The 20,343-nt window shown below is 71.3% G+C and carries 16 protein-coding genes; 9 read left to right on the forward strand and 7 right to left on the reverse strand.

What is annotated here, in order from left to right; genetic code table 11:
- Nucleotides 1–4: 4 nt before the first annotated feature.
- The 3 genes from K8638_RS11475 to plpQ all read right to left on the reverse strand — a co-directional run bounded on the left by K8638_RS11475 (nt 5) and on the right by plpQ (nt 3,424).
- Entirely contained in the window at nt 5–2,350 is a 2,346-nt protein-coding gene (locus tag K8638_RS11475; RefSeq protein WP_223754513.1) for a PhoX family phosphatase, read from the reverse strand.
- Between the two features lie 118 nt (nt 2,351–2,468).
- A complete protein-coding gene (locus tag K8638_RS11480) occupies nt 2,469–3,029 on the reverse strand; it encodes a DUF192 domain-containing protein (RefSeq protein WP_223754514.1) in 561 nt (186 codons plus the stop codon).
- Nucleotides 3,026–3,424 (reverse strand): motility regulator PlpA, encoded by a 399-nt coding sequence (gene plpQ / locus K8638_RS11485; RefSeq protein WP_223754655.1) that lies wholly within the window; start codon nt 3,422–3,424, stop codon nt 3,026–3,028. The genes K8638_RS11480 and plpQ overlap by 4 nt, the downstream gene beginning before the upstream one ends.
- 25 nt (nt 3,425–3,449) lie before the next feature.
- On the opposite strand from plpQ, the gene K8638_RS11490 reads away from it, so the two are divergent.
- The 3 genes from K8638_RS11490 to K8638_RS11500 all read left to right on the forward strand — a co-directional run bounded on the left by K8638_RS11490 (nt 3,450) and on the right by K8638_RS11500 (nt 6,958).
- Complete coding sequence (locus tag K8638_RS11490) at nt 3,450–5,816, forward strand: hypothetical protein (protein WP_223754515.1); 2,367 nt, start codon at nt 3,450–3,452, stop codon at nt 5,814–5,816.
- A gap of 66 nt (nt 5,817–5,882) precedes the next feature.
- The gene (locus K8638_RS11495) at nt 5,883–6,410 is read left to right on the forward strand and encodes a DUF2505 domain-containing protein (protein WP_223754516.1); all 528 of its coding nucleotides are present in this window, start codon (nt 5,883–5,885) and stop codon (nt 6,408–6,410) included.
- Between the two features lie 74 nt (nt 6,411–6,484).
- On the forward strand, nt 6,485–6,958 hold the full coding sequence (locus K8638_RS11500; RefSeq protein WP_223754517.1) for a nuclear transport factor 2 family protein: 474 nt from the start codon (nt 6,485–6,487) through the stop codon (nt 6,956–6,958).
- A 15-nt stretch (nt 6,959–6,973) separates the two neighbouring features.
- Here the strand turns inward: K8638_RS11500 and K8638_RS11505 are convergent, their stop codons facing one another.
- Nucleotides 6,974–7,945 carry a homoserine kinase gene (locus tag K8638_RS11505; protein ID WP_223754518.1) on the reverse strand — a complete coding sequence of 324 codons (972 nt, stop codon included), beginning with the start codon at nt 7,943–7,945 and terminating at the stop codon, nt 6,974–6,976.
- A 151-nt stretch (nt 7,946–8,096) separates the two neighbouring features.
- Between K8638_RS11505 and K8638_RS11510 the strand changes: the two genes are divergently transcribed.
- Nucleotides 8,097–9,677: a cellulose synthase gene (locus K8638_RS11510; protein ID WP_223754519.1), complete on the forward strand. Its 1,581-nt coding sequence runs from the start codon at nt 8,097–8,099 to the stop codon at nt 9,675–9,677.
- A gap of 7 nt (nt 9,678–9,684) precedes the next feature.
- Here K8638_RS11510 and K8638_RS11515 read toward each other — a convergent pair whose 3' ends face one another.
- From K8638_RS11515 to K8638_RS11525, 3 genes are read right to left on the reverse strand one after another with little or no spacing between them, the layout of a single operon-like run.
- Nucleotides 9,685–10,182, reverse strand: coding sequence for a hypothetical protein (locus K8638_RS11515; RefSeq protein WP_223754520.1), 498 nt, complete (start codon nt 10,180–10,182; stop codon nt 9,685–9,687).
- A gap of 7 nt (nt 10,183–10,189) precedes the next feature.
- Nucleotides 10,190–11,521 carry a cyclic nucleotide-binding domain-containing protein gene (locus tag K8638_RS11520; protein WP_223754521.1) on the reverse strand — a complete coding sequence of 444 codons (1,332 nt, stop codon included), beginning with the start codon at nt 11,519–11,521 and terminating at the stop codon, nt 10,190–10,192.
- 40 nt (nt 11,522–11,561) lie between these two features.
- Nucleotides 11,562–13,637, reverse strand: coding sequence for an FHA domain-containing protein (locus tag K8638_RS11525; protein ID WP_223754522.1), 2,076 nt, complete (start codon nt 13,635–13,637; stop codon nt 11,562–11,564).
- Nucleotides 13,638–13,814: 177 nt separating this feature from the next.
- On the opposite strand from K8638_RS11525, the gene K8638_RS11530 reads away from it, so the two are divergent.
- From K8638_RS11530 to gspC, 5 genes are all read left to right on the forward strand, one after another.
- Nucleotides 13,815–15,296, forward strand: a complete 1,482-nt coding sequence (locus K8638_RS11530) for a TldD/PmbA family protein (RefSeq protein ID WP_223754523.1) — start codon at nt 13,815–13,817, stop codon at nt 15,294–15,296.
- A 17-nt stretch (nt 15,297–15,313) separates the two neighbouring features.
- Complete coding sequence (locus K8638_RS11535; protein ID WP_223754524.1) at nt 15,314–16,660, forward strand: TldD/PmbA family protein; 1,347 nt, start codon at nt 15,314–15,316, stop codon at nt 16,658–16,660.
- 100 nt (nt 16,661–16,760) lie between these two features.
- Nucleotides 16,761–17,780, forward strand: a complete 1,020-nt coding sequence (locus K8638_RS11540; protein ID WP_223754525.1) for a ParB/RepB/Spo0J family partition protein — start codon at nt 16,761–16,763, stop codon at nt 17,778–17,780.
- A gap of 46 nt (nt 17,781–17,826) precedes the next feature.
- On the forward strand, nt 17,827–19,233 hold the full coding sequence (locus K8638_RS11545; RefSeq protein WP_223754526.1) for a sigma-54 dependent transcriptional regulator: 1,407 nt from the start codon (nt 17,827–17,829) through the stop codon (nt 19,231–19,233).
- A gap of 194 nt (nt 19,234–19,427) precedes the next feature.
- The gene (gene gspC / locus K8638_RS11550) at nt 19,428–20,342 is read left to right on the forward strand and encodes a type II secretion system protein GspC (RefSeq protein ID WP_223754527.1); all 915 of its coding nucleotides are present in this window, start codon (nt 19,428–19,430) and stop codon (nt 20,340–20,342) included.
- Nucleotide 20,343: the final 1 nt, after the last annotated feature.

Genomic DNA, 20,343 nt, shown 5'->3' on the forward strand with positions numbered 1-20,343 from the left:
CCGGCTACGGCCAGACGCTGAAGTTGTCCTCGCCCGGGTGCTGGACGCTGACGAAGAGGGTCTTCATGTCCGGGCTGAACGCCGGGCCGGTGGCCTCCGCGTCGCTCGGCACGGAGAGCACGCGGAACGCCTTGCGGTAGTACGCGCTGCCCCGGTGGGCCGGGCTCTGGTTCAGGTAGTAGACGCTGTCGGCCACCTTGTTGACGCCGAAGTTGCCGTCGGTGCCGAACCACACGCCGCCCTCGCGGTCGATGGCGAGGTTGTCCGGCTTGGCCGCCGAGTACTCCGGCTCCGCGCTGAGCGAGGCCGTCTCGCCCTTCCACACGCGGAACCAGGCGAACGTCTTCGAGCCGCCCGGCGCGGCGGTGTTCGACTCCCGGATGGCGAAGATGGAGCCCACCTTGTCGACGGAGCGGTTGTCCGTGGCGCCGCGGCTCTTCTTCACCCAGACGCCCTCCGCGTTCCGCTCGGCGGTGGTGATGCGGCCCTGCTGGTCCAGCACGGTCTTGTCACCGTGCTCGGTGAAGGCCACGTACAGCAGCGGCGTGCCGCTCGGGTCCTTCGGGTTCCACTCCAGGTCTTCGGGGCGGTTCAGCTCCATCACGCCCAGCTTGTTCGAGACGGTCCAGAGCAGCTTGCGCACCTGGTCGTCGGTCGTGAAGCCGCCAATGGCGTTGTAGCTGGCGTCCCGCAGCGCCGCGCCCACCGTCAGCGTGGGCTGGCCGAAGGCCTCGCCGTTGGGCACCAGGTCCTGGCTGTCCAGGCCCAGCTCCACCCAGCGGCCCTGGCCCGGCGCCTGCTCGGAGGGAATCGCGCCCCCCACCAGCGTGTCACCCGTGCTGTTGTCCAGGCCCGCGAAGTGCGCGGCGTAGAGCTTGCCGTCGTTCAGCAGGTCGCGAACCTGCTTCTTCGTCATGCCCTCGGTGTAGTTGCCGCTGGAGACGAACTTGTAGATGCGGCCACCGCGGCGGTCGTCGCCGCCGTACATGACGATGGGCTGGTTGGGGATGAGCTTCCAGTCCGCGCCCACCACGAAGGCGGCATTCTCCCAGTGAGCCCGGCCCATGCCGCCCAGCTTGCGGTGACCCGCGCCCGGCTTCGCCGCGTCCCTGTCGTACCAGAGGTCCCCGGGCTGGCCCGGGTCGAGCTCCGTCAGGTAGCCGTACCCGTCCTTGAGGTGGCTCGAGTTGGCATCCGCGCTGATGAAGTCACCCGAAGTGGGGGCCGAGAAGTCCGGCGAGATGGGCGCGCCCGGCGCGAAACCGACGGCACCGGCCCTCCAGTCGTTCCCCTCCCAGAGCGCGTTCTCCGGGTCGCCGTAGGCGTTCTGGGTGTTCTCCTCGCCGGAGATGATGGTGCCCCACGGCGTCTGCCCGCCGGAGCAGTTGGAGTGGGTGCCGGGCACCACGTTCGCCTCCAGCGCGGCGCCGCTGTCGTCGCGGTCCGTCCCGGACAGGAGCACGCCCACCACCTTCGCCAGCGTGGCGCTGGTGGCGTCGTAGCGCTTGTTGGCGGCGGCGCGGTCCACGGCCCACTCGCCGGTGGCCGGGTCCTGCACCACGCGAATCCACGAGCCGCCCACCTGCTTCTTCCACTCGCGGTTGTAGGTGACGAGCTGATCGGCCTGCCAGGTGGTGCCGTCCGTCACGGTGTTGGACAGCACGCCGGTGTTGCGCAGGAACTTCGCGAAGTCCAGGTGCTGACCGATGGGGGCCGTGCCCGTGCTCGGCTTCTTGCCGGAGACGTACTCGTGGTTGACCCACATCCAGCCCGCGCCGCCGTTGCCACTGAAGGACGGCGCGCTGCCATTGGCGGACCATCCGTCGCCGAAGAAGGCGATGTAGTCCGCGTTGCCTCCGAAGCGCGGGCTCGTCTTCGCGTAGCCGATGGGGTCCATCCACTTGATGACCGTGGTGGAGAACAGGCCCGGCACCGTGCGCACGGTGTCCGTCGAGGCCGACGGCAGCGGGAACACCATGGGCGTCGGCAGGGTGCCGGCGACCACCTGGTCCACGCGCGCCTTCACGTATTCGGCCACGTTGGTGGTGCCGGTGCCCAGGTCTCCTCTGAAGGTGATGGCGATGACCGACGACAGCGCCGTGCCCGGCTCCACGCCGGGAGCGCGCGTGACGGCCCCCGGCCCGGGCTGGCCGGACGAGCCAGGACCCGCGGGGCCCTGCTCACCCTCCTGCCCGTCCTGACCGTTGGCGCCGTCCTGGCCGTCCTGCCCCGCCGGACCCTGCTGGCCGGACGGACCGGCGGGGCCCTGCGCCCCCTCGCAGCCGACGACGGCCACGGTGCTGCCCACGAGCATCGCGCTGGTGGCGAGCCCCAAGAGACGAGAAGACATGGAAACACTCCCTCCAAGGTTGATCGCCGGCACGGGGACGCGCGGGCGCGGGCGCATCCTGCGGAGGCAGTGTGGCAACCCATTGGAAGGTGTGTCACTTCTTCATCACGGCCGCGGCTCAGGGGACGATGCCCACCCCGGCCACGCCCTCGAACTCCACGGTGGAGCCCTTCCGCACGCCCACCTTCTCCGTCCAGCCGCCGGGCACCTCCAGCACGTACTGGCTGGGCACGCCCACCGAGCGCGAGTCGAGCGTCCTCGGCTGCGCGCGCGAGACGATGCCGACGACGCGCAGGTCCGACGAGATGAAGAGCATGTCCAGCGGGATGAGCGTGTTCCTCATCCAGAAGCCCTGCACCTCCTCGTAAGGGAAGAGGAAGAGCATGCCCTTCCCGTCCGCCAGCTCCTTGCGCCACATCAGGCCGCGCGTGCGCGCCTGGGGCGTGGCGGCCACCTCCACCTCCACCCGGTGCACGCCGCCATAGGCGTCCTTGAGCCGCACGTACCCCCGGGGCAGCGGCTGCATCGCGTAGTCCTCCGCGGTGACATCGGTGACGGGCCGGCGCGCCGGAGCCGCCTGCTGTGACGGGGACTTCGGCGGGCTCCCCTGTGCCTCCTGCTGGCAGCCGGCCACGAGCAGCGGCACGGCCACCACCGCCGTCCGGAGGAAGGCCCTCATGGGTGCGGGTGCAGCGGCTTGTTGAGCAGCTTCTCCGTCAGCTCGGGGCCGAGGCTGTCGGACATCAGGCGCTCCACCACGGTCTCGAACTCCACCCGCTGCGCCTCGCTGCTGTAGATGAAGCGGATGCCCATGCCAGGCTCCTCGGCGTCGGCCTTGGACCAGACCACCTCGCCCAGCAATTCGAAGGGCGCCTCTCGGTGGGGCACCGTCAGCTTGAAGAGGAAGCGCGTGCCGATGGGCAGCGGCTTCTTCGTCTTGATGAACGTGCCGCCCTTGCTGATGTTCTTCGTGTAGTCCGCGAAGAACGAGTTGAGCTTCTTGTAGTCGACCTTCAGCTCGATGGGGGCCCGCCCGTGCTGGCGGTGCTCGGGACCTGTCTTCTGTTCGGACATGCTGGCCGGGAGTATAGGGGAGGCCATGCGGCAAGTCCTCACCCGCGCCCTGGGCCTGTTGCGCCGCCCGGCCGTCCTGGCCACCGTGCTCCTGCTGGCCGGGGGTGGCTCGGCGCTCGTCCTCGTCCCCCTCTTCGGCGTGCCCGGCTTCGAGCTGAGCCTGGCCCTCTCCATCGCCGTGGGCCTGCTCGGCGGGGGGACGGGCATCGCCGCCGCCGCCCAGGAGCGGCGCCTCCTCCTGGGGGTGGACCCCCGCCCCCCCGGTGCCACCCGCGTCACGGCGCCCGGCGCGGCCGTGAGGAACGCCCTGGGCGCCTCCCTGCTCCTCAACCTGGGCGTGCTGGTGCCCCCCTTCCTCGCCTCCACCCTGTTCGCCTGGCTGCGGACCGCGTGCGACCCGTTCGCCCTGGTGGGATTCTTCCCCCTGCTCACCCTCCCCTCGGCCGTGCTGGCGTCCTCGGCGGGCGTGCTGTGCGGCTTCCGGGGCCGGCGCCCGGCCCGGGCCGTGGGGCTGTACGCGCTGCTGGTCCTCGTCTCGGCCGTGCCCACGGTGTGGCCCATCGTCGCCGGGCCGCAGGTGTTCGCCTTCAATCACTTCCTGGGGCACATGCCCGGGCCGCTGTACGACGAGGCCCTGGCGGTGACGCCCGCCCTGGCCTGGTTCCGGCTGGAGACGCTGCTGTGGGCCGGGGTGCTGGCGGGACTCACCGCCGCGCTGCTGGACACGGGCTCCGGCCGCCTGGGCCGCTCCGGCCTGCGCCCCGGGCTGCTGGCCGCGCTGGCCCTGCCTCTGACCGTCATCGTCCTCCTGGAGACACGCGGCCCGGAGCTGGGCCTGCGGATGACGGACGACTACCTCGCCGAGACGCTCGGCGGCACGCGCGAGACGGAGCACTTCCGCCTCCACTACTGGCGGGGCAAGCCGCGCGAGGACGTGGACCGGATGGCGCGGGACATGGAGTTCCGCTGGATGCAGACGCAGCGCTTCCTCGGTGTGGCCCCCACCGAGCGCATCATCGTGTGGCTCTACAAGGACGAGGAGCAGAAGCAGCAACTGGTGGGCGCCGGCCGCACCCAGTTCGCCAAGCCCTGGCTGCACACGCTGCACATCCAGGACCGCCCCTTCCCCCACTCCGTGCTGCACCACGAGCTGGTGCACGTCATGGCGGCCCCGGCCGGCGGCGGCCCCTTCGGCGTCACCACCCGCTGGGGCGTCTGGCCGCTGATGGGCGTCATCGAAGGGCTGGCGGTGGCCGCGGACGGCCCGGTGCAGGGCGACCTCACGCTGCACCAGTGGGCCGCGGGCATGCGCCGGCAGAAGCTGGCCCCGGACATGCGCAAGCTGATGGGGCCGGAGGGCTTCTACCAGTCCGCGCCCGCGCGCGCGTACACCGTGGCGGGCTCGTTCCTGCTGTACCTCGCGGAGACCTACGGGGCCCCGAAGCTGCGCGCCGTCTACGCCGACGGCGACTTCCCGCGCGCCTACGGCCGCCCCCTGGACGAGCTCGTCACCGAGTGGGAGCAGCACGTGGACGCGCTGCCCCTGGACGACGCGGCGGTGGCGCGCGCCTTCGCCCGCTTCCGCACCGGCAGCCTCTTCACCCGCGCCTGCGCTCGCGAGGTGGCACGGCTCGCCGAGTCCGCCCGCGAGGCCCTGGCCAGCGACCCGGAGGACTCGCTGAGGCGCTACCGCCGCGCCGCGGAGCTGCAGCCGGAGGAGCCCTCCTACCGCCTGGGCGAGGCCGCCGCGCTGGGCACCCTGGAGCGCTACGACGACGCGGCCGCCGTGCTGGCCACGCTGGCGGAGGCGGAGCGCGTGAAGGGCCAGCCCGTTCTGGAGGCGGAGGTGGCCATGGCGCGCGCGGACGTCGAGCTGCGTCGCGAGCAGCCCGCCGCGGCCCGGGGTTTCCTCGACACCGTGCTGGCCAAGGACGCCGGCCCAGAGCTGACGCGCACCGCCCAGGTGAAGCTGGCCGCGCTGGAGTCCCCCGCCCGCCGTCCCCCCATTGACGCCTGGTTCCGCGCCACCCAGGACGAGCTGCGCCTGTTGCTGCTGTCACGGGCCCTCTCCGCCCTCCCCGGCGACCCGTACCTGAACTACCTCCTGGGCCGGAGGCTGCATCAGGTGGGGGCCCCGTCGCTCGCGGCCGAGCCGCTCCAGCGGGCCCTGGCGGACGAGACGCTGCCGGAGGCCCTGCGCAAGGAGGCCCTGCGCATGCGGGTGGAGTCCGCCTACCTCGCCGGAGACTGCGGCGCGGTGCGCCACGAGGTGGGGGCGCTGCCGGACTTCGGCGCCGCCTTCCGGGCCACCGCCGACGAGTGGCGGCAGCGGTGTGATTTCGAGGAGACGACCTTCCGCGGCCCCCTGGTGCCACGTCAGGCTTTCCGCTAGCCGGGGATTCCGCTAGGCAGGAGCCCCGACAGCGGAGAGTTTCCAGCACAGCCAAGGAGGAGTCGGATGCGGTTCGAGACGAGGCAGCGAATCCAGGGGACGGTGGACGAGGTGGAGCGCGCGCTCCTCGACGAGCGTTACTTCGACTTCCTGCTGAAGCACCACGGCGTGCTGCTGGAGCTCCAGCCGCTGGAGGTGAAGGCCGAGGGTGACGTGGTGCGCCGCCGCGTGCGCTACCGCCCCAAGCCCGTCATCCAGAGCATCGGCCCCAAGCAGGTGCCGCCCGAGTGGTTCGCCTTCGTCGAGACGTCCACCTACGACAAGCGCCGCAAGGAGCTGACCTTCAGCAACGTGCCCACCTCCGGCACCATCTCCAAGATGCTGGTGAACACGGGCGTGCTGAAGCTGAAGGACCTGGGCGGCGGGCAGACGGAGCGCACGCTGGACGGCGAAATCACCCTCAAGCTGCCCTTCCTGATGAAGCCGCTGGCCCTCATCGGCGAGAAGGTCATCCAGTCCGAGGGCCTGAAGATCCTCGACAACGAGGTGCCGGTGCTCAACCGGTTCATCACCGAGGTCATCCGCAAGGGCTAGCCGCGCGCCCGCCCGCCCGGCGGGGCCTGGGGAATGGGTTGACTTCCTCTCGGTTGTCCTCGTAAGGCCCCGCCATGACCCAACGCTTCCTCGCCCTCAGCGTCCTGTCCCTGCTGGCCGCCTGCGCCCCGAAGCTCATCCCCGGCACGGACATCGTCGACAACTCCGACACACGCGCCATCCTCCAGGTGATGGAGCAGTACCGCTCCGCGCTGGAGAACCGCGACGCCGCCGCCATCCAGGCCCTGGTCACCAAGGACTTCCGCGAGGACGCGGGCACCCCGTCCGAGCCCGATGACGACCTCACCACCGCCAACCTCGGCCCCTACCTGGAGAACCTCTTCAAGCAGGTCCAGGGCACCCAGGTGGAGCTGGACGTGCGCCGAATCCAGATAAATGAGGACCTGGGCGTGGCCGGCGCCATCTACTACTGGAAGGCGAACTGGCGCATGCCGGGCCTCAACACCCGGCCCCAGCGCGAGTCCGAGCTGGAGCAGATGGTGTTCCGGCGCGAAGACGGCCAGTGGAAGATCGTCTCCGGCATCTGAGCGCCCCCTCGGGCCTCACAGCCCCAGCAGCGCGGACAGGCCCTCGGGCCCCATGGCGGACAGCCGCCGGGCCCGGTTGAGGTAGGTGCGGTAATCCTTCCGCACCAGCTTGTCCGCGGGCAGCGGCGACAGGTGGTAGTCGCGGATGCGGCTGGCGGTGAAGCGCACCGCGCCGTAGAGCGCATGGCCGAAGAGGTTGGCCCGCTCCACGGGGGCCAGGGGCCGCACGTCCTGGTAGCCGCGGATGAAGGCGCGGCACAGCTCGGGCAGGTACTCGCCGCCCTCGAAGCACCAGGCGTTGAGCGTAATCGCCACGTCCAGGCCGTACGCCTCCCGGCACGCCATCTCGAAGTCGAAGAAGGCGCCCACGCGGTCGCCCAGCCACTTCACGTTGTCCATGAAGAGGTCCGCGTGGATGACGCCACGGGGCTCCAGCCCCTGGCGCACCGCCTCGGACTTCTCCAGGTAGCGCCGCAGCTCGCCGGCCACCCGGGACAGCTCCGCGTCCGGGTGGTGTGACAGCCCCTCAATCCACCCGCGCACCGTGTCCGGGCCGTAGGGGTTCTCCCGCGAGCCGGAGAAGGACTGCGTGTCCCGGTGCATCTTCCCCAGCTCCGCGCCCAGCCGCTCCAGGTGGTCCGCGGTGAGGCGGGGGTGGCGCAGCTCCTCTCCTGGCAGCCAGCGGAAGACGGTGACACGGCCGCCCTCCAGCTCCAGGAAGGGGGCGCCGTCGCGCGTGGGCAGCAGCACGGGCCCGGGGAAGTGGTACGCCGCCAGGTGCGCCAGCAGCGCGGCCTCGAAGCGCAGGTCATCCGGGGAGCGCACGGTGGTGTGGCGCATGAAGTAGCGCCCACCCTCCGTCTCCAGCCGGTGATTGGTGTTGATGGACCCCTGGGGAATGGGTGCCACCTCCCGAACCTGCCCCAGCCCATACGCCTCCGCGACCCGGGCGAACGCCTCGGGCGGGAGCGCCGTGTGTACCGCCATTGCGCGCACCTCCGGGGCCAGTATGCACCAGCCGTACCCGGGGCCCACCGTTGACACCGCGCGGAGCCGTTCCTATCTGTGCGCGGCCCCTATACTCGGCACGCGGGCGGGAACGTCCGGTAACACCCACTCCAGCGGGGGAGGCAGGCCCATGGGCACCGAAGGGCGCAGGGACTGGAAGCGGCGCGAGAGCTTCGCGAGCGCGCTGATGCAGGTGGGAGTGGTGGCCCTGCTGCTCGCCGGCGCGGTGGCCTGGTTCGTCCACCGCGGCGGAGTGCGGAAGCAGACAGAGGAGCACATGCGCGCGGCCCGCGCGGCGGCCCTGCGGGGCAACCCGGGCGACCTCGCGAGGGCCATGAAGGAGCTGGAGGCCGTCTTCCAGCTCAACGACAAGTCCCGCGACGCCCAGGCGCTGGCCGCCGACATCCAGACGGTGCTGTGGCTGGAGCACCGCCAGCCCGGCGCGGATGCGAAGGCCCGCGAGTTCCTCACGCGCGCCGAGCAGCTCGAGTCCCGCTCCGGCGAGCGCTACGGCGCGCGCGCCCTGCACCTGCTCGCGGAGGGCAGGCCCGACGAGGCGGAGAAGTACCTGGCGGACCTCAAGGCGCAGGGCGCCAGCAATCCGAAGCTGACCCTGGCCCTGGCCATGGCGCTCCAGGCGCGAGGCGACCTGCCCGGCGCGAGGCAGGCCTTCGCCCGCGCCGCCGAGGCGGCCTGGAGGGACCCGCGCTTCACCACCGCCTACGGCGAGGCCCTGCTGGACGAGGGCCAGTACGCCCCGGCCGTGGAGGCCTTCGGCAAGGCCACCAGCGTCAACCCGGACCACCTGCTGGCGCGCGTGTCCGCGGCGCTCGCGCACGTGTACCAGGGCAGGAAGCTGGAGGAAGCCCGGAAGACGCTGGCGGACGTGCTGGCCCGCGGCGCCGAGCTGACGCCGGTGCTGAAGGCCCGCGCCGGGGCGCTGAAGGCGGAGCTGGCGCTGGCCCGGGGCGCGGCGGACGAGGCCCTCCAGGCGGCGGACGCGGCGCTGAAGGACTGGCCGGAGGAGCACTACGCCCTCTTCGCCCGGGCCCGGGCGCTGGGCATGAAGAAGGCCCCCGAGGCCCGCGCGGCCTTCGAGGCCGCCGTGGCGAAGCGGCGCAACGCGCCCCTGCTCTACCTGGACGGCGCGCGTGCCTTGCAGGGGGCCGGTGACGGCGCCGGGGCGCTGGCGCTGCTGGACGCCTACGAGAAGACGTTCCGCCCCGTGCAGGTGGCCACCGCCGACGGGAAGAAGGTCAGCCTGCTGGAGCAGGACGGCCGCTACTGGCTGGCGCGCGGCGGCGTGCTGGAGGCGGCGGGCCGCCAGGACGACGCCCTGGCCGCGTATGACAAGGCCATCACCGCGCGCGGCGTGGGACTGGCCCGGGCCCAGTACGCCAAGGGCGCGCTGCTGCTGGCGCGCAAGGACTACGCGGGCGCTCGCGCGCTCTTGTCCCTGGTGGCGCCGGACAGCGGCGCGGGCACCCTGGCGGAGGCCTACGCCGCCATGGGCGACCTGCTCTTCGCCCAGGGTGAGTTCGCCGCCGGCTGCCAGCACTACTACTTCGGGCTGGTGCGCGCCCGCGTCCAGGGCACCCCGCGAGAGGTGCTGTCCGCGCGAATCGAAGGCATCCGGAAGAGCCTGGAGGCCGCGGGCCAGGCCGCCATGGCCAAGGCGTGGGTGACGGAGACGGGCGCCCTGCTGCAGTAGGCCGCCGCTACAGCAGGTCCGCCGGGTTGAGCGAGCGGTGCTTCGCGCGCACCACCCGCCACTCACCGTCCTCTTCCTTCTCGAAGGTGCCCTCGATGAGCCAGGCGTTCAGCACGCTGTCGGCGGCCAGGTCCTGCACCTTCTCCGCCTGCGAGCGGCCGAAGATGAACCGCGCCTGGAAGTCGCCCTGCGTGGGGGACACCTCACGCACCTCCAGGTTGGTCATGAAGACGCGGACCCACTGGCCCCGCAGCACCTGCGACGCCAGCACCCCGCGCACCTCCTTCTTGCCCCAGCCGCCGCCCACGGAGCGGAAGCGCTCGGACACGGCCTCCATCACCCCGCCCACGTCCTTCTCCTCCGCGGCGCGCGTCATCTCCACCACGCGCCGGGTGACGGCCTCCTGCACGCCGGGCTCCGGACGCGGCCAGAAGTACAGCACCGCGCCCGCCGCCAGCAGCGCCAGTCCCAGCCCCATCACCCTCGAGCGCGAGAGCGTCAGCATGCCCGCCTCACGCCGCCTCGGGCTCGAGCACCAGCTCGTCCGCGTCGATGATTTCCGCGGGCCGCAGCGCCTCGCCAATCTGCTTCAGGCGCCGGTCCGAGAGCTGCTCCAGGTACGTGCGGATGTGGGGGAAGCCCTTCACCAGCTCGTGGAAGGCGGAGCGCTCCAGGAAGGCCGCCGCCGTCTTGCGCGCGGCCACCACCGTGGCCGTGGCGCGCAGGCCCGTCAGCAGCGAAATCTCTCCGGCCACGTCGCCCTCGCGCAGCACGCCCAGCGTCACCACGCCGCCGGCCGGGTCCTCCTTCTGCACCACCAGCTCTCCGGCAAGCACGAGGAACAGGCCCGGCGAGTGCTCACCCTCCACCAGCACCTTCTCCCGCGTCGGGAGCGCCCGGAAGGTGAAGCGCTGCAGGAGCGCGCCGCGCTCCGACTCCGGCATCGTCTGGAACATGGGCGAGGTGGCCATGAGGTTTCGCGCCATGCGCTGCTGCGCGAAGTCCGCCAGCACCTGCGGCACCGCCGGGTGACTCTTGGCCACCGCGTTGAGGTGCTCGCGGCGAATCTCGAAGACCTCCGTGTCCGACACCGCCGTCACCGTCGCCGTGGGGGGCGCGCCCGTCAGCAGGGCAATCTCGCCGAAGATGGAGCCGCCGCCGAGGAAGCCCAGCGTCTTCGCCTCGCCCTCCATCTGCCGCGTCACCTCCGCCTTGCCGGCCACCAGCACGTAGAGGTGGTCCGTGGGCTCGCCCTCGCGGCTCACCACCTCGTCCGGCTTCACCCGGCGCCACGCCATGCGGCCCACCAGGTCCAGGAAGGCGTCCCGGTCCAGCTCCGAGAACAGCGGCAGCGGCGGCCGGCTGTTCGGGTCCGCCGAGCCTCCCGGGTCCGGCGCGGCCAGCACTTCGATGGCGCGGTTGGCCAGCTCCTCGCCTTGCAGGCCCATCAGGTCCGTCTCCACCTTGCCGTCGTAGAGGACCTCCGGCGGCAGCGGCGGCGGCACGGCCGCGCGGCCCGGCGCGTTGCGCACCGCGCGGGCGTGCACCCGCATCAGCGTGTCCTTCAGCCGCCGCTCGTTGGGCGTCAGGTCCAGCGCCAGCTTGCACGCGGCCATGGCGGACAGCAGGTAGTCGCGCCGCAGCAGGCCCTCCGCGCACGCGTGGTAGCAGGTGACGGCGCGCTCGCGCTCCCCCAGCTCCGCCAGACACCGGGCCGCCATCATCCGGGACCGATGGTCCGCGGGGACGCGGCGCACCGCCTCGGCGAACACGGCCAGGGCCCGCTCGAACTGGCGCTCCTCGATGAGGTCCATTCCGAGCTCACGCAGCGACGACTCGTTCATCCCATTTCTCCACGGCTCTTCGGTGTTTGCGCGCCACGGCTCACGGCTGCAGCTCGCCCAGATACATTTCCGCCTTGCGCTTCACTTCGGAGCCCTCGGAGGCGGTCTCGATGATGACCTTGAACTTCTCCGCGGCGGCCTGCGGGTCCCTGTCCCGCTGGATGTAGGCCTGCAGGTAGAGCTCCTCCACCTTCTTCTGCAAGGTGTCCAGCCCGTCGCGCGCACGGCCGTCGCCGGGGTTGAGCCGCAGGGCCTCGCGGAAGTTGGAGCCCGCCGCCGCCAGGTCTCCCCGCTTGAGGGCCGCCTGCCCCGCAGCCACGGACGAGGACGCGAGCTGCTCGTCGATGGTGTTGCCCAGCGAGCCGCGGAAGCCAATCTGCCGGTACAGCTCCGCCGCCCGGCGCAGCGGCTTCGCCGCGGCCTCCAGGGCGTTGGACTCCAGCTTCTTCTGCCCGTCCTCCAGGCTGCGCTGGAACTGGGGGATGAGGCGCTTGAGGGAGTTGGCCCTGTCGCGGACCTCCTTGTCCCCCTTGTTCCGGTCCACCACCCGGTCGCACTCCAGCACCGCGCGCTGGTACTCGCCGCCGTTGAAGCGCCGCTCCACGTCGACGAAGGCCTCCTCCATGAACTCCTTGCGCTTCTGCTTCGCCAGCTCCGCCGCGCGCTCCCGCGCGTTGCGGCCCCGGCGCGCCGCGTCCGCGGCCTCCCTCGCCAGCTCCGCCTCCAGGTCCGCCAGCTTCTCCTCGTAGGGCGGCCGGTTCAGCGGGGGCAGCGCGTCCACCAGCGGGCGCACCACCTCCGGGTCCCTCGACGCGAACGACTCCTCCACCTGCTGAATCTTCCAGGCCAGCTCCTTCTCCTCCAGCTCGGCCTCCAGCTTCCGGCGGATGTCATCCGTCTTCGCCGTGCCCTCCGGGGCGCTGGACAGCCTGGCGCGCGCCTCCTCGAACTGCTTCTCGTCCATGAGGGCGCGCACCGCCTGGAAGGCCTCCAGCACCTCCTGCTGCTTGCGCGCGGCGCGGCCCAGGCCCTCCTCGTCCACGCCGGGCAGCAGCTTCTCCGCCTCCTCGACGAACCGCACCGCGTTGGCGTAGTCGTCCGCGCGCACGGACTCGCGCGCCTTCTGCATGAGCAGCTTCGCCCGCTCCACGTTCGGGTCCACCGGCGGCGGGGGCGGCGGGCCCTTGGGCACGAAGATGAGCCCCGCCACCAGCAGCACCACCACGAAGCCCGCCACGCCGATGAGCAGCTTCTGCTTGCCGTTCAGCCCGCCGCTGCCCCTGGCCGGTCCGCTCCGCGTCGGGGGCCGGGGACGGGACACCACGACGGTGCCCTTGTTCTTCCCCTCCTCCTTCTTCAGGACGTCGGACAGCTTGTAGTTGGCGTTGGTGGCCTCGTTCAGGCGCGGGTCGCTCGGGTCCAGCTCACCGCGCCTGGCGGAGGCGGAGGACTTGCGCTCCTCCGCCACCTCCTCGCGCTCGCGCTTCTCGTCGGCCTCGCGGGCCTCCGCCTGGGCGCGCAGCTCCTTGATCTGCTCCGCCTCGTCCACGAAGCGCAGCCGCGTCTTGCCGATGGCCAGCTCGTCCCCGTGCTTGAGGACGCACTCGTCCACGCGCTGGTCGTTGACCTGGGTGCCGGACACGCTGCCCAGGTCGCGCATCACCACCCCACCCTCGCCGTACACCAGCTCCAGGTGACGGCGGGAGACGGACTGGTCCTCCAGGACGAAGTCGCAGTCCTTGCCGCGGCCGACGACCATCCGCACGCTCTGGAAGCGCTTCTTGCGGCCCCGGTCCGGCCCCGCCAGCACCAGCATCTGCACCGGAGGGCCGGCGCGGGTGGCGTCCGGGTTGTCGTCCTCGTCCTCGCGGGAACGCTCCTCCTCCACCTCCCGCACGGAGGCCACCCGCGTCTCGTCGGTGCGCGAGCGCGGCGAACCCGCCATGTCGCCATACAGCTCCGGGTTGGGAGGGCCGTCCTCGGGGTACCCCTCCTCCCCGGTGACGGGCGCGGAGAAATCCTCGTCCTCGGACGAGGGCGTGTCACGGGCGGGCTTGCTCCGGCCCGAAGAGCGGCCGGCACCAGCACGGGAGGAGGGGGGAGGACGAGGAGGCATGGGGTGGTTTCCGGTCTCGAAGCGGCGGCCATCTTAGAGCGCCGTCCCCACGGTGGGAATGCGGACAGGCCGATCAGCAGGGAAAGAAGGAAGGGCCTTGAGCGTTGCTCCGGGCGGCGCCGCCTCCTATGTAGGTGCCCACATACCCCAACGGCTTCACTGAGGGAGTTCCGAAATATGCCCCGAGCCTCTGCGTCCCCGCGGCGCGCCCCCACCTCGCAGCTCGCGCCCCCCATGGTCCGGGGGCCCTCGGCCGCCCCGCTGCTCCCCCAGCCGCTCATCGAGCGCCTGCTCGCCGTGGCCATGGAGCGCGGGGGAGACTTCGCCGAGGTGTACGTGGAGCGCACGCTCACCACGGCGGTGGTGCTGGAGGAGTCGCGCATCAAGAGCGCGCAGACGGGCCTCATCCAGGGCGTGGGCGTGCGGGTCATCTCCGCCGGGAAGGTGGGCTACGCCTTCTCCGACGACTGGGAGGAGCCGGCGCTGCTGCGCGCGGCGTCCACCGCGGCGATGATTGCCCAGGGCGGCGGCGCCGAGCGCAGCTTCCCGGTGCACCGCGCCCCGGTGCCCAGCCACTACCGCGTGGCCACCCCGCTGATGGACGTGGACGTGTCGCTGAAGACGGCCCTGCTGTCGCGCGCGGACAAGGCGGCCCGCGCGTTCGACTCGCGGGTGAAGCAGGTCAACGCCTCGTACGTGGACCAGACGCGCCGCATCGCCATCGCCAACACGGACGGCCGCTACACCGAGGACGTCCAGGACCTGTGCCGCATGGCCGTGAATGCCGTGGCCCTGGGCAAGGGCGGCGAGCTGCGCACCGGCATGTACGGCGGCGGAGGCCGGGTGCTCTTCACGCACTGGGACACCTTCCCGCCCGAGGCCGTGGCGCGCGAGGCGGCACGGCAGGCGGTGGCCACGCTGGGCGCCGTCGAGTGCGCGGCCGGCCCGCAGACGGTGGTGCTGGCGCCCGGCTGGAGCGGCATCCTCCTGCACGAGGCGGTGGGGCACGGCCTGGAGGCGGACTTCATCCGCAAGGGCACCTCGCTCTTCGCCGGCAAGCTGGGGCAGAAGGTGGCGTCGGACCTGGTCACCGTCATCGACGACGGCACCGTGTCCAGCGGCCGCGGCTCCATCAACATCGACGACGAGGGCAACCCCGGTGAGCGCAAGGTCCTCATCGAGAACGGCGTCCTCAAGAACTACCTGTACGACGGCCTCAACGCGAAGCTGATGGGCCAGCGCTCCACCGGCAGCGGGCGGCGCGAGTCCTTCAAGCACCTGCCGCTGCCGCGCATGACGAATACCTTCCTGGCCCCGGGAGACCATGCCCCGGAGGACATCCTCAAGGAGGTGAAGCGCGGCCTGTACTGCGCCACCTTCGGCGGCGGGCAGGTGGACATCACCAACGGCAACTTCGTCTTCGAGGTGAGCGAGGCGTACCAGATTGAAGACGGGAAGCTGGGCCGCCCGGTGAAGAACGCCATGCTCATCGGCGTGGGGCCGGAGGCCCTGAAGAACGTGTCGCGCGTGGGGTGCGACCCGATGCCGGACCCCGGCATGGGCATCTGCATGAAGGATGGGCAGATGCTGCCGGTGGGCGTGGGCCTGCCCACGCTGCGCATCGACAACGTCACCGTCGGTGGAACCAAGGTCGCCTGAGAGAGGGAGCGCCAACCGTGGACTACCAGCAGCTCGCGAAGAGAATCGTCCAGCGCGCGAAGAAGAAGGGCGCCCAGCAGGCGGAGGCCTTCCTGGAGGTGGGCCGCCAGAGCAGCGTGCGCGTGCACCAGGGCCAGATTGAGGACCTCACCCAGTCCACCAGCAAGGGCGTGGGCGTACGCGTCCTCGTCAAGGGCCGGCTGGGCTTCGCCTATACGTCGGACTTCGAGCCCGCCGCCCTGGACCACATCGTGGACCAGGCGCTGAAGCTGGCCGGGGCCGCCGCGCCCAACAAGCTCAACGGCCTGCCGTCCGGCAAGGACCTGGGCCGCTACGGGGACACCGGCCCCCTCTTCGACACGAAGGTGGCGGAGCTGCCCGGTGACTGGAAGATAAAGGCCGCCCTGGAGATGGAGCGGGCGGGCCGGGCGGAGGACTCGCGCGTCGTCGCCTTCAACGGGGTGGGCGCCGGGGACCATGTCTCCGAGGTCTACGTGGCGTCCACGGAGGGGCTGTCCGGCGCCTACTCCGGCACGTACGTGTACCTGTACTCCATGCCGGTGGCCTCGGACGGGGCGGGCCTGCAGACGGGCTACTGGGTGGACTACCGGCGCTTCCTGGACGACCTGGAGGCCCCGGAGTCCGTGGGCCGCGAGGCGGCGCGCCGCGCGGTGCGCATGCTGGGCGCGAAGCGGGTGAAGACGCAGCAGGTGCCGGTGGTGCTGGACCCGCTGGTGGCCTCGTCCTTCGTGTCGGACCTGGCCTCCGCGGCCAACGGCAACGCCGTGTACCAGAAGGCCAGCGTGCTGGCCGCGCTCAAGGGCAAGCGGCTGGCGGGCCCGCACGTCACCCTGGTGGATGACGGCCTGCTGGCGCGCGGCCTGGCCACCGCCCCATTCGACGGAGAAGGCGTGCCCACGCGGCGCACCCCCATCCTCGACAAGGGCGTGCTGTCGGGCTTCCTCTATGACGCCTTCACCGCGCGCAAGGCGAAGACGCGCACCACCGGCAACGCGTCCCGCGGGTACAACGCCCTGCCCTCCATCGGCACCACCAACCTGTACCTGGAGCCGGGCACGAAGCCGCCCCGGGAGCTCATCGGCGAGGTGGACAGCGGCCTGTACGTGACGGCCCTGCTCGGCCACGGCACGGACCCGGTGACGGGCGAGCTGTCCGCCGGCGCCAACGGCATCTGGATTGAGAAGGGCGAGCTGACGTACCCGGTGCAGGAGGTGACGGTGGCGGGCAACCTCCTCCAGATGCTCCAGGACCTGGACGGCATCGGGAGCGACTTGCAGTTCCGCGGAGGCCCGGTGGGGGCACCCACTGTCCGCTTCCGGCAGCTCACCGTCTCGGGAGAGTAGCCCTACCCTCCGCGTCACCCTAGCGTGGACCTACGCGGGGCCGTGCCCATGTCAGCGGCCCCGGGTACAACCGAGAGGAACAGCGCAGGAGGGAGGGCCCATGGCAGCAGCGAAGTCCACACGCAAGTCCGCCACCGCGAAGAAGCCGGCGACGGTCCGCAAGCCGCGCCGCAAGAAGGCGGAGCCGAAATCCAAGGGCCTGTCCCCGGCGGAGGTGGCCAGCGACTCCGTGGAGTACCCCGCTGACCTGACCGACCTGATGGAGGCGGTGCGCACGGACGGCGGCGAGGTGGTCGGCGTCTACCGCGACCCGCTGGGCGGGCACCCCGTCATCTTCGCCGTGCTCCCCATCGACAAGGTGGTGCCCACCCCGTACCAGCGGGACCTGTCCGAGCCCCACGTGAAGCGGCTGGCCAACGCCATGGAGCGGCTGGACCGCTTCCTGGACCCCGTCATCGCCGTGCGCAAGGACGGCGTGTACTGGACGCCCAACGGCAACCACCGCCTGAACGCCAGCAAGCTGCTGGGGGCGAAGTCCATCGTCGCCCTGGTGCTGCCGGAGGAGGACGTGGCCTATCAAATCCTCGCCCTCAACACGGAGAAGGCCCACAACCTGAAGGAGCGCTCGCTGGAGGTCATCCGCATGTACCGGGGCCTGGTGGGCGCGGACCGGCAGGGCAGGGAGACGGACTTCGGCCGCCTCTTCGAAGAGCCCTCCTTCATCACCCTGGGCGCCGCGTACGAGAAGCGGCCCCGCTTCTCCGCGGGCGCCTACCACCCCTTCGTCAAGGTGGTGGAGGACTTCATGGACCTGCCCCTGGGTGAGGCCCTGCGCCTGCGCGAGGCCCGGGCGGACCGGCTGCTGGAACTGGACGACGCCGTGGTGGGCGTCGTCAATACCCTCAAGGAGCGCGGCCTCCAGAGCCCCTACCTCAAGAACTTCGTCGTCGCCCGCATCAACTTCCTGCGCTTCCGCAAGGACGGCGGGAAGCCGGACTTCGACTCCACCGTGGACCGGATGCTGGCCAGCGCCCGGAAGTTCAACGTGGACAAGGTGAACCGCGAGGACATTGGCCGCATGGGCGGCGGCCCGCTGGAGCCGGACGAGGAGCACGCATAGGAACGCCGCTTGCAACGGCGCGGCGGCCCAGGAGCTTTTGAACGCCATGACATCCCCCACGGTCCTGGTCGTCGACGACGACCGCGCCAACCTCGATTCCGTCACCCGCATCTTCCAGCGCGAGAGCATGGCCACCCTGGCCGCCGCCAACGGCACGGAGGCGCTGGAGCTGCTGCGCCGGCCGGAGGTGGCCGTCATGGTGACGGACCTGATGATGCCCAACATGGACGGGCAGGAGCTGCTGCGCGCCGCGCGCGCCATCCGCCCGGACGTGGAGGTGGTGCTGATGACGGCCTACGGCACGGTGGAGACGGCCGTGGCGGCCATGAAGGACGGCGCCTACGACTTCATCACCAAGCCCCTCAAGCGCCACGCGCTGGTGAAGGCGGTGCAGAAGGCGCTGGAGAAGCGGGCGCTGGTGGCGGAGAACCAGTCCCTCAAGGCGAAGCTGGCGGAGATGAACGCGGCGGGCGGGCGCTCCATGGTGGGCCAGTCCCCCGCCTTCCGCGCCATGCTGGACACCATCCGCCAGGCGGCCCCCTCCACCGCCACGGTGCTCCTGCTGGGCGAGTCCGGCACCGGCAAGGAGCTGGCCGCGCGCTCCGTGCACGAGTACTCCAACCGCGCGAAGGGGCCCTTCGTCGCCGTCAACTGCGGCGCGCTGCCGGAGAACATCCTCGAGGCGGAGCTCTTCGGCGTGGAGCGGGGCGCCTTCACCGGCGCGGTGGCCCGCCGCGAGGGCCGCTTCGAGCGCGCCAGCGGCGGCACCCTCTTCCTGGATGAGGTCGGCGAGATGCCGCTGTCCGCCCAGGTGAAGCTGCTGCGCGCGCTGGCCGAGGGCGAAATCGAGCGCCTGGGCGGCACGCAGACGGTGAAGGTGGACGTGCGGCTGGTGGCCGCCACCAACAAGGACCTCCAGAAGGAGGTGGCGGAGGGCCGCTTCCGCGAGGACCTCTACTACCGCCTCAACGTGGTGGAGATTCGCGTGCCGGCGCTGGCCTCGCGCCGCGAGGACATCCCCCTGCTGGCGGACGCCTTCCTGCGCCGCTTCGCCGCCAAGAATGGCAAGGTGCTGCGCGGCTTCTCCCAGGAGGCCCTGGGCGTGCTGGAGAACTACGCCTGGCCGGGCAACGTGCGCGAGCTGGAGCACGCCGTGGAGCGCGCGGTGGTGCTGGCCCGGGGCGAGGTGCTGGAGGCCAGCGACCTGCCCGAGTCGGTCCGCAAGGGGCCGCTGGGCTCGGCCGGACAGCTCGTCATCCCCATTGGCACGCCCATGGAGGAAATCGAGCGCCGGGTGATCCACGAGACGCTGCGCCACACCCGGGGCGACAAGACGCTGGCCGCCCGCCTGCTGGGCATCGCCGCGCGCACCATCTACCGCAAGCTGGAGCGCGAGCAGTCCACGGGGGAGGCCCCCACCGCCCAGGCCCCCGCCACCGACACCGGCGACTGACAGGGCGTCACACCGGCCCCCGCCCCCTTTTGACATTTTGTCCGGCGGGGTTTCGCGGCCCGCCCAGAAGCCCGGGGCGGCCGGGCATTTCGGAATAATTTCGCGCCCTTGGCCCGTTGGGCCTGGATTGGCTGCCTGGCGCGGAGTGGCACCTGACTTGCTCAACCCGAGCCCGGCTTTCTACCGGAAGCGTGATGGAACTCTTCTTTCGAAAATACTTCTGGACCGTGAACCTGCTGTTCATCCTGCTCGTGGCCCTGCTGGCGGCGCGCACGGTGAACCTGTTCGTCGAGTCCGCCATCTCGCCAGTCCCGGCTCCGGGGACGGCCACGCGCGCGCCGTCCAAGCCGCGCGGGGCGGAGACGGCACTGGCGAGCCTGGACATGGACCGGCTCTCCAAGCTGACGGGCATCAAGATTCCCGAGCCCGAGGTGGCGGTGAAGGAGCCGGAGACGCCCCAGGTGGACCCCAACGCGCCGCCGGTGAAGAGCGGCCTGCGGGTGAAGCTGCTGGGCACGCTCGTCGCGGCCAACCCCGAGTGGTCCTTCGCGTCCATCCAGGACATGGTGACGCAGCGCTCGCAGACCTACATGGTCGGCAACAACATCCAGGGCGCCACCGTGGAGGAGATCGAGCGCGAGCGCGTCATCATCCTCAACAACGGCCGCCGCGAGTTCATCGACGGGCAGCCGGGTGACGGCGCCTTCGTGCCGCCCTCCCCGCCCGTGGCCCAGGCCAACACCGCGCCGCCGCCGGCCAACGACGGCAGCGGCATCCGCGCCCTCAGCGACAACGAGTACGAAGTCCCGCGCGCGGAAATCGACAAGACGCTCAACAACCTGAACGACGTGGCCATGCAGGCGCGCATCGTTCCCGCCTTCAAGGATGGGCAGGCGGTGGGCTTCAAGCTCTTCTCCATCCGCCCGAACTCCATCTACTCCAAGATTGGCGTCCAGAACGGCGATGTCATCCGCCGCATCAACGGCTTCGACATGAACAGCCCCGAGAAGGCGCTGGAGATCTACTCGAAGATGAAGGACGCATCCCGTATCGAGATCGAGATCGAGCGCAACGGAGCGCCGATCCGCAAGTCGTACAACGTCCGTTAAT

Origin of the sequence: Myxococcus sp. RHSTA-1-4 (assembly GCF_020037125.1) — a bacterium.
Classification (GTDB): domain Bacteria; phylum Myxococcota; class Myxococcia; order Myxococcales; family Myxococcaceae; genus Myxococcus.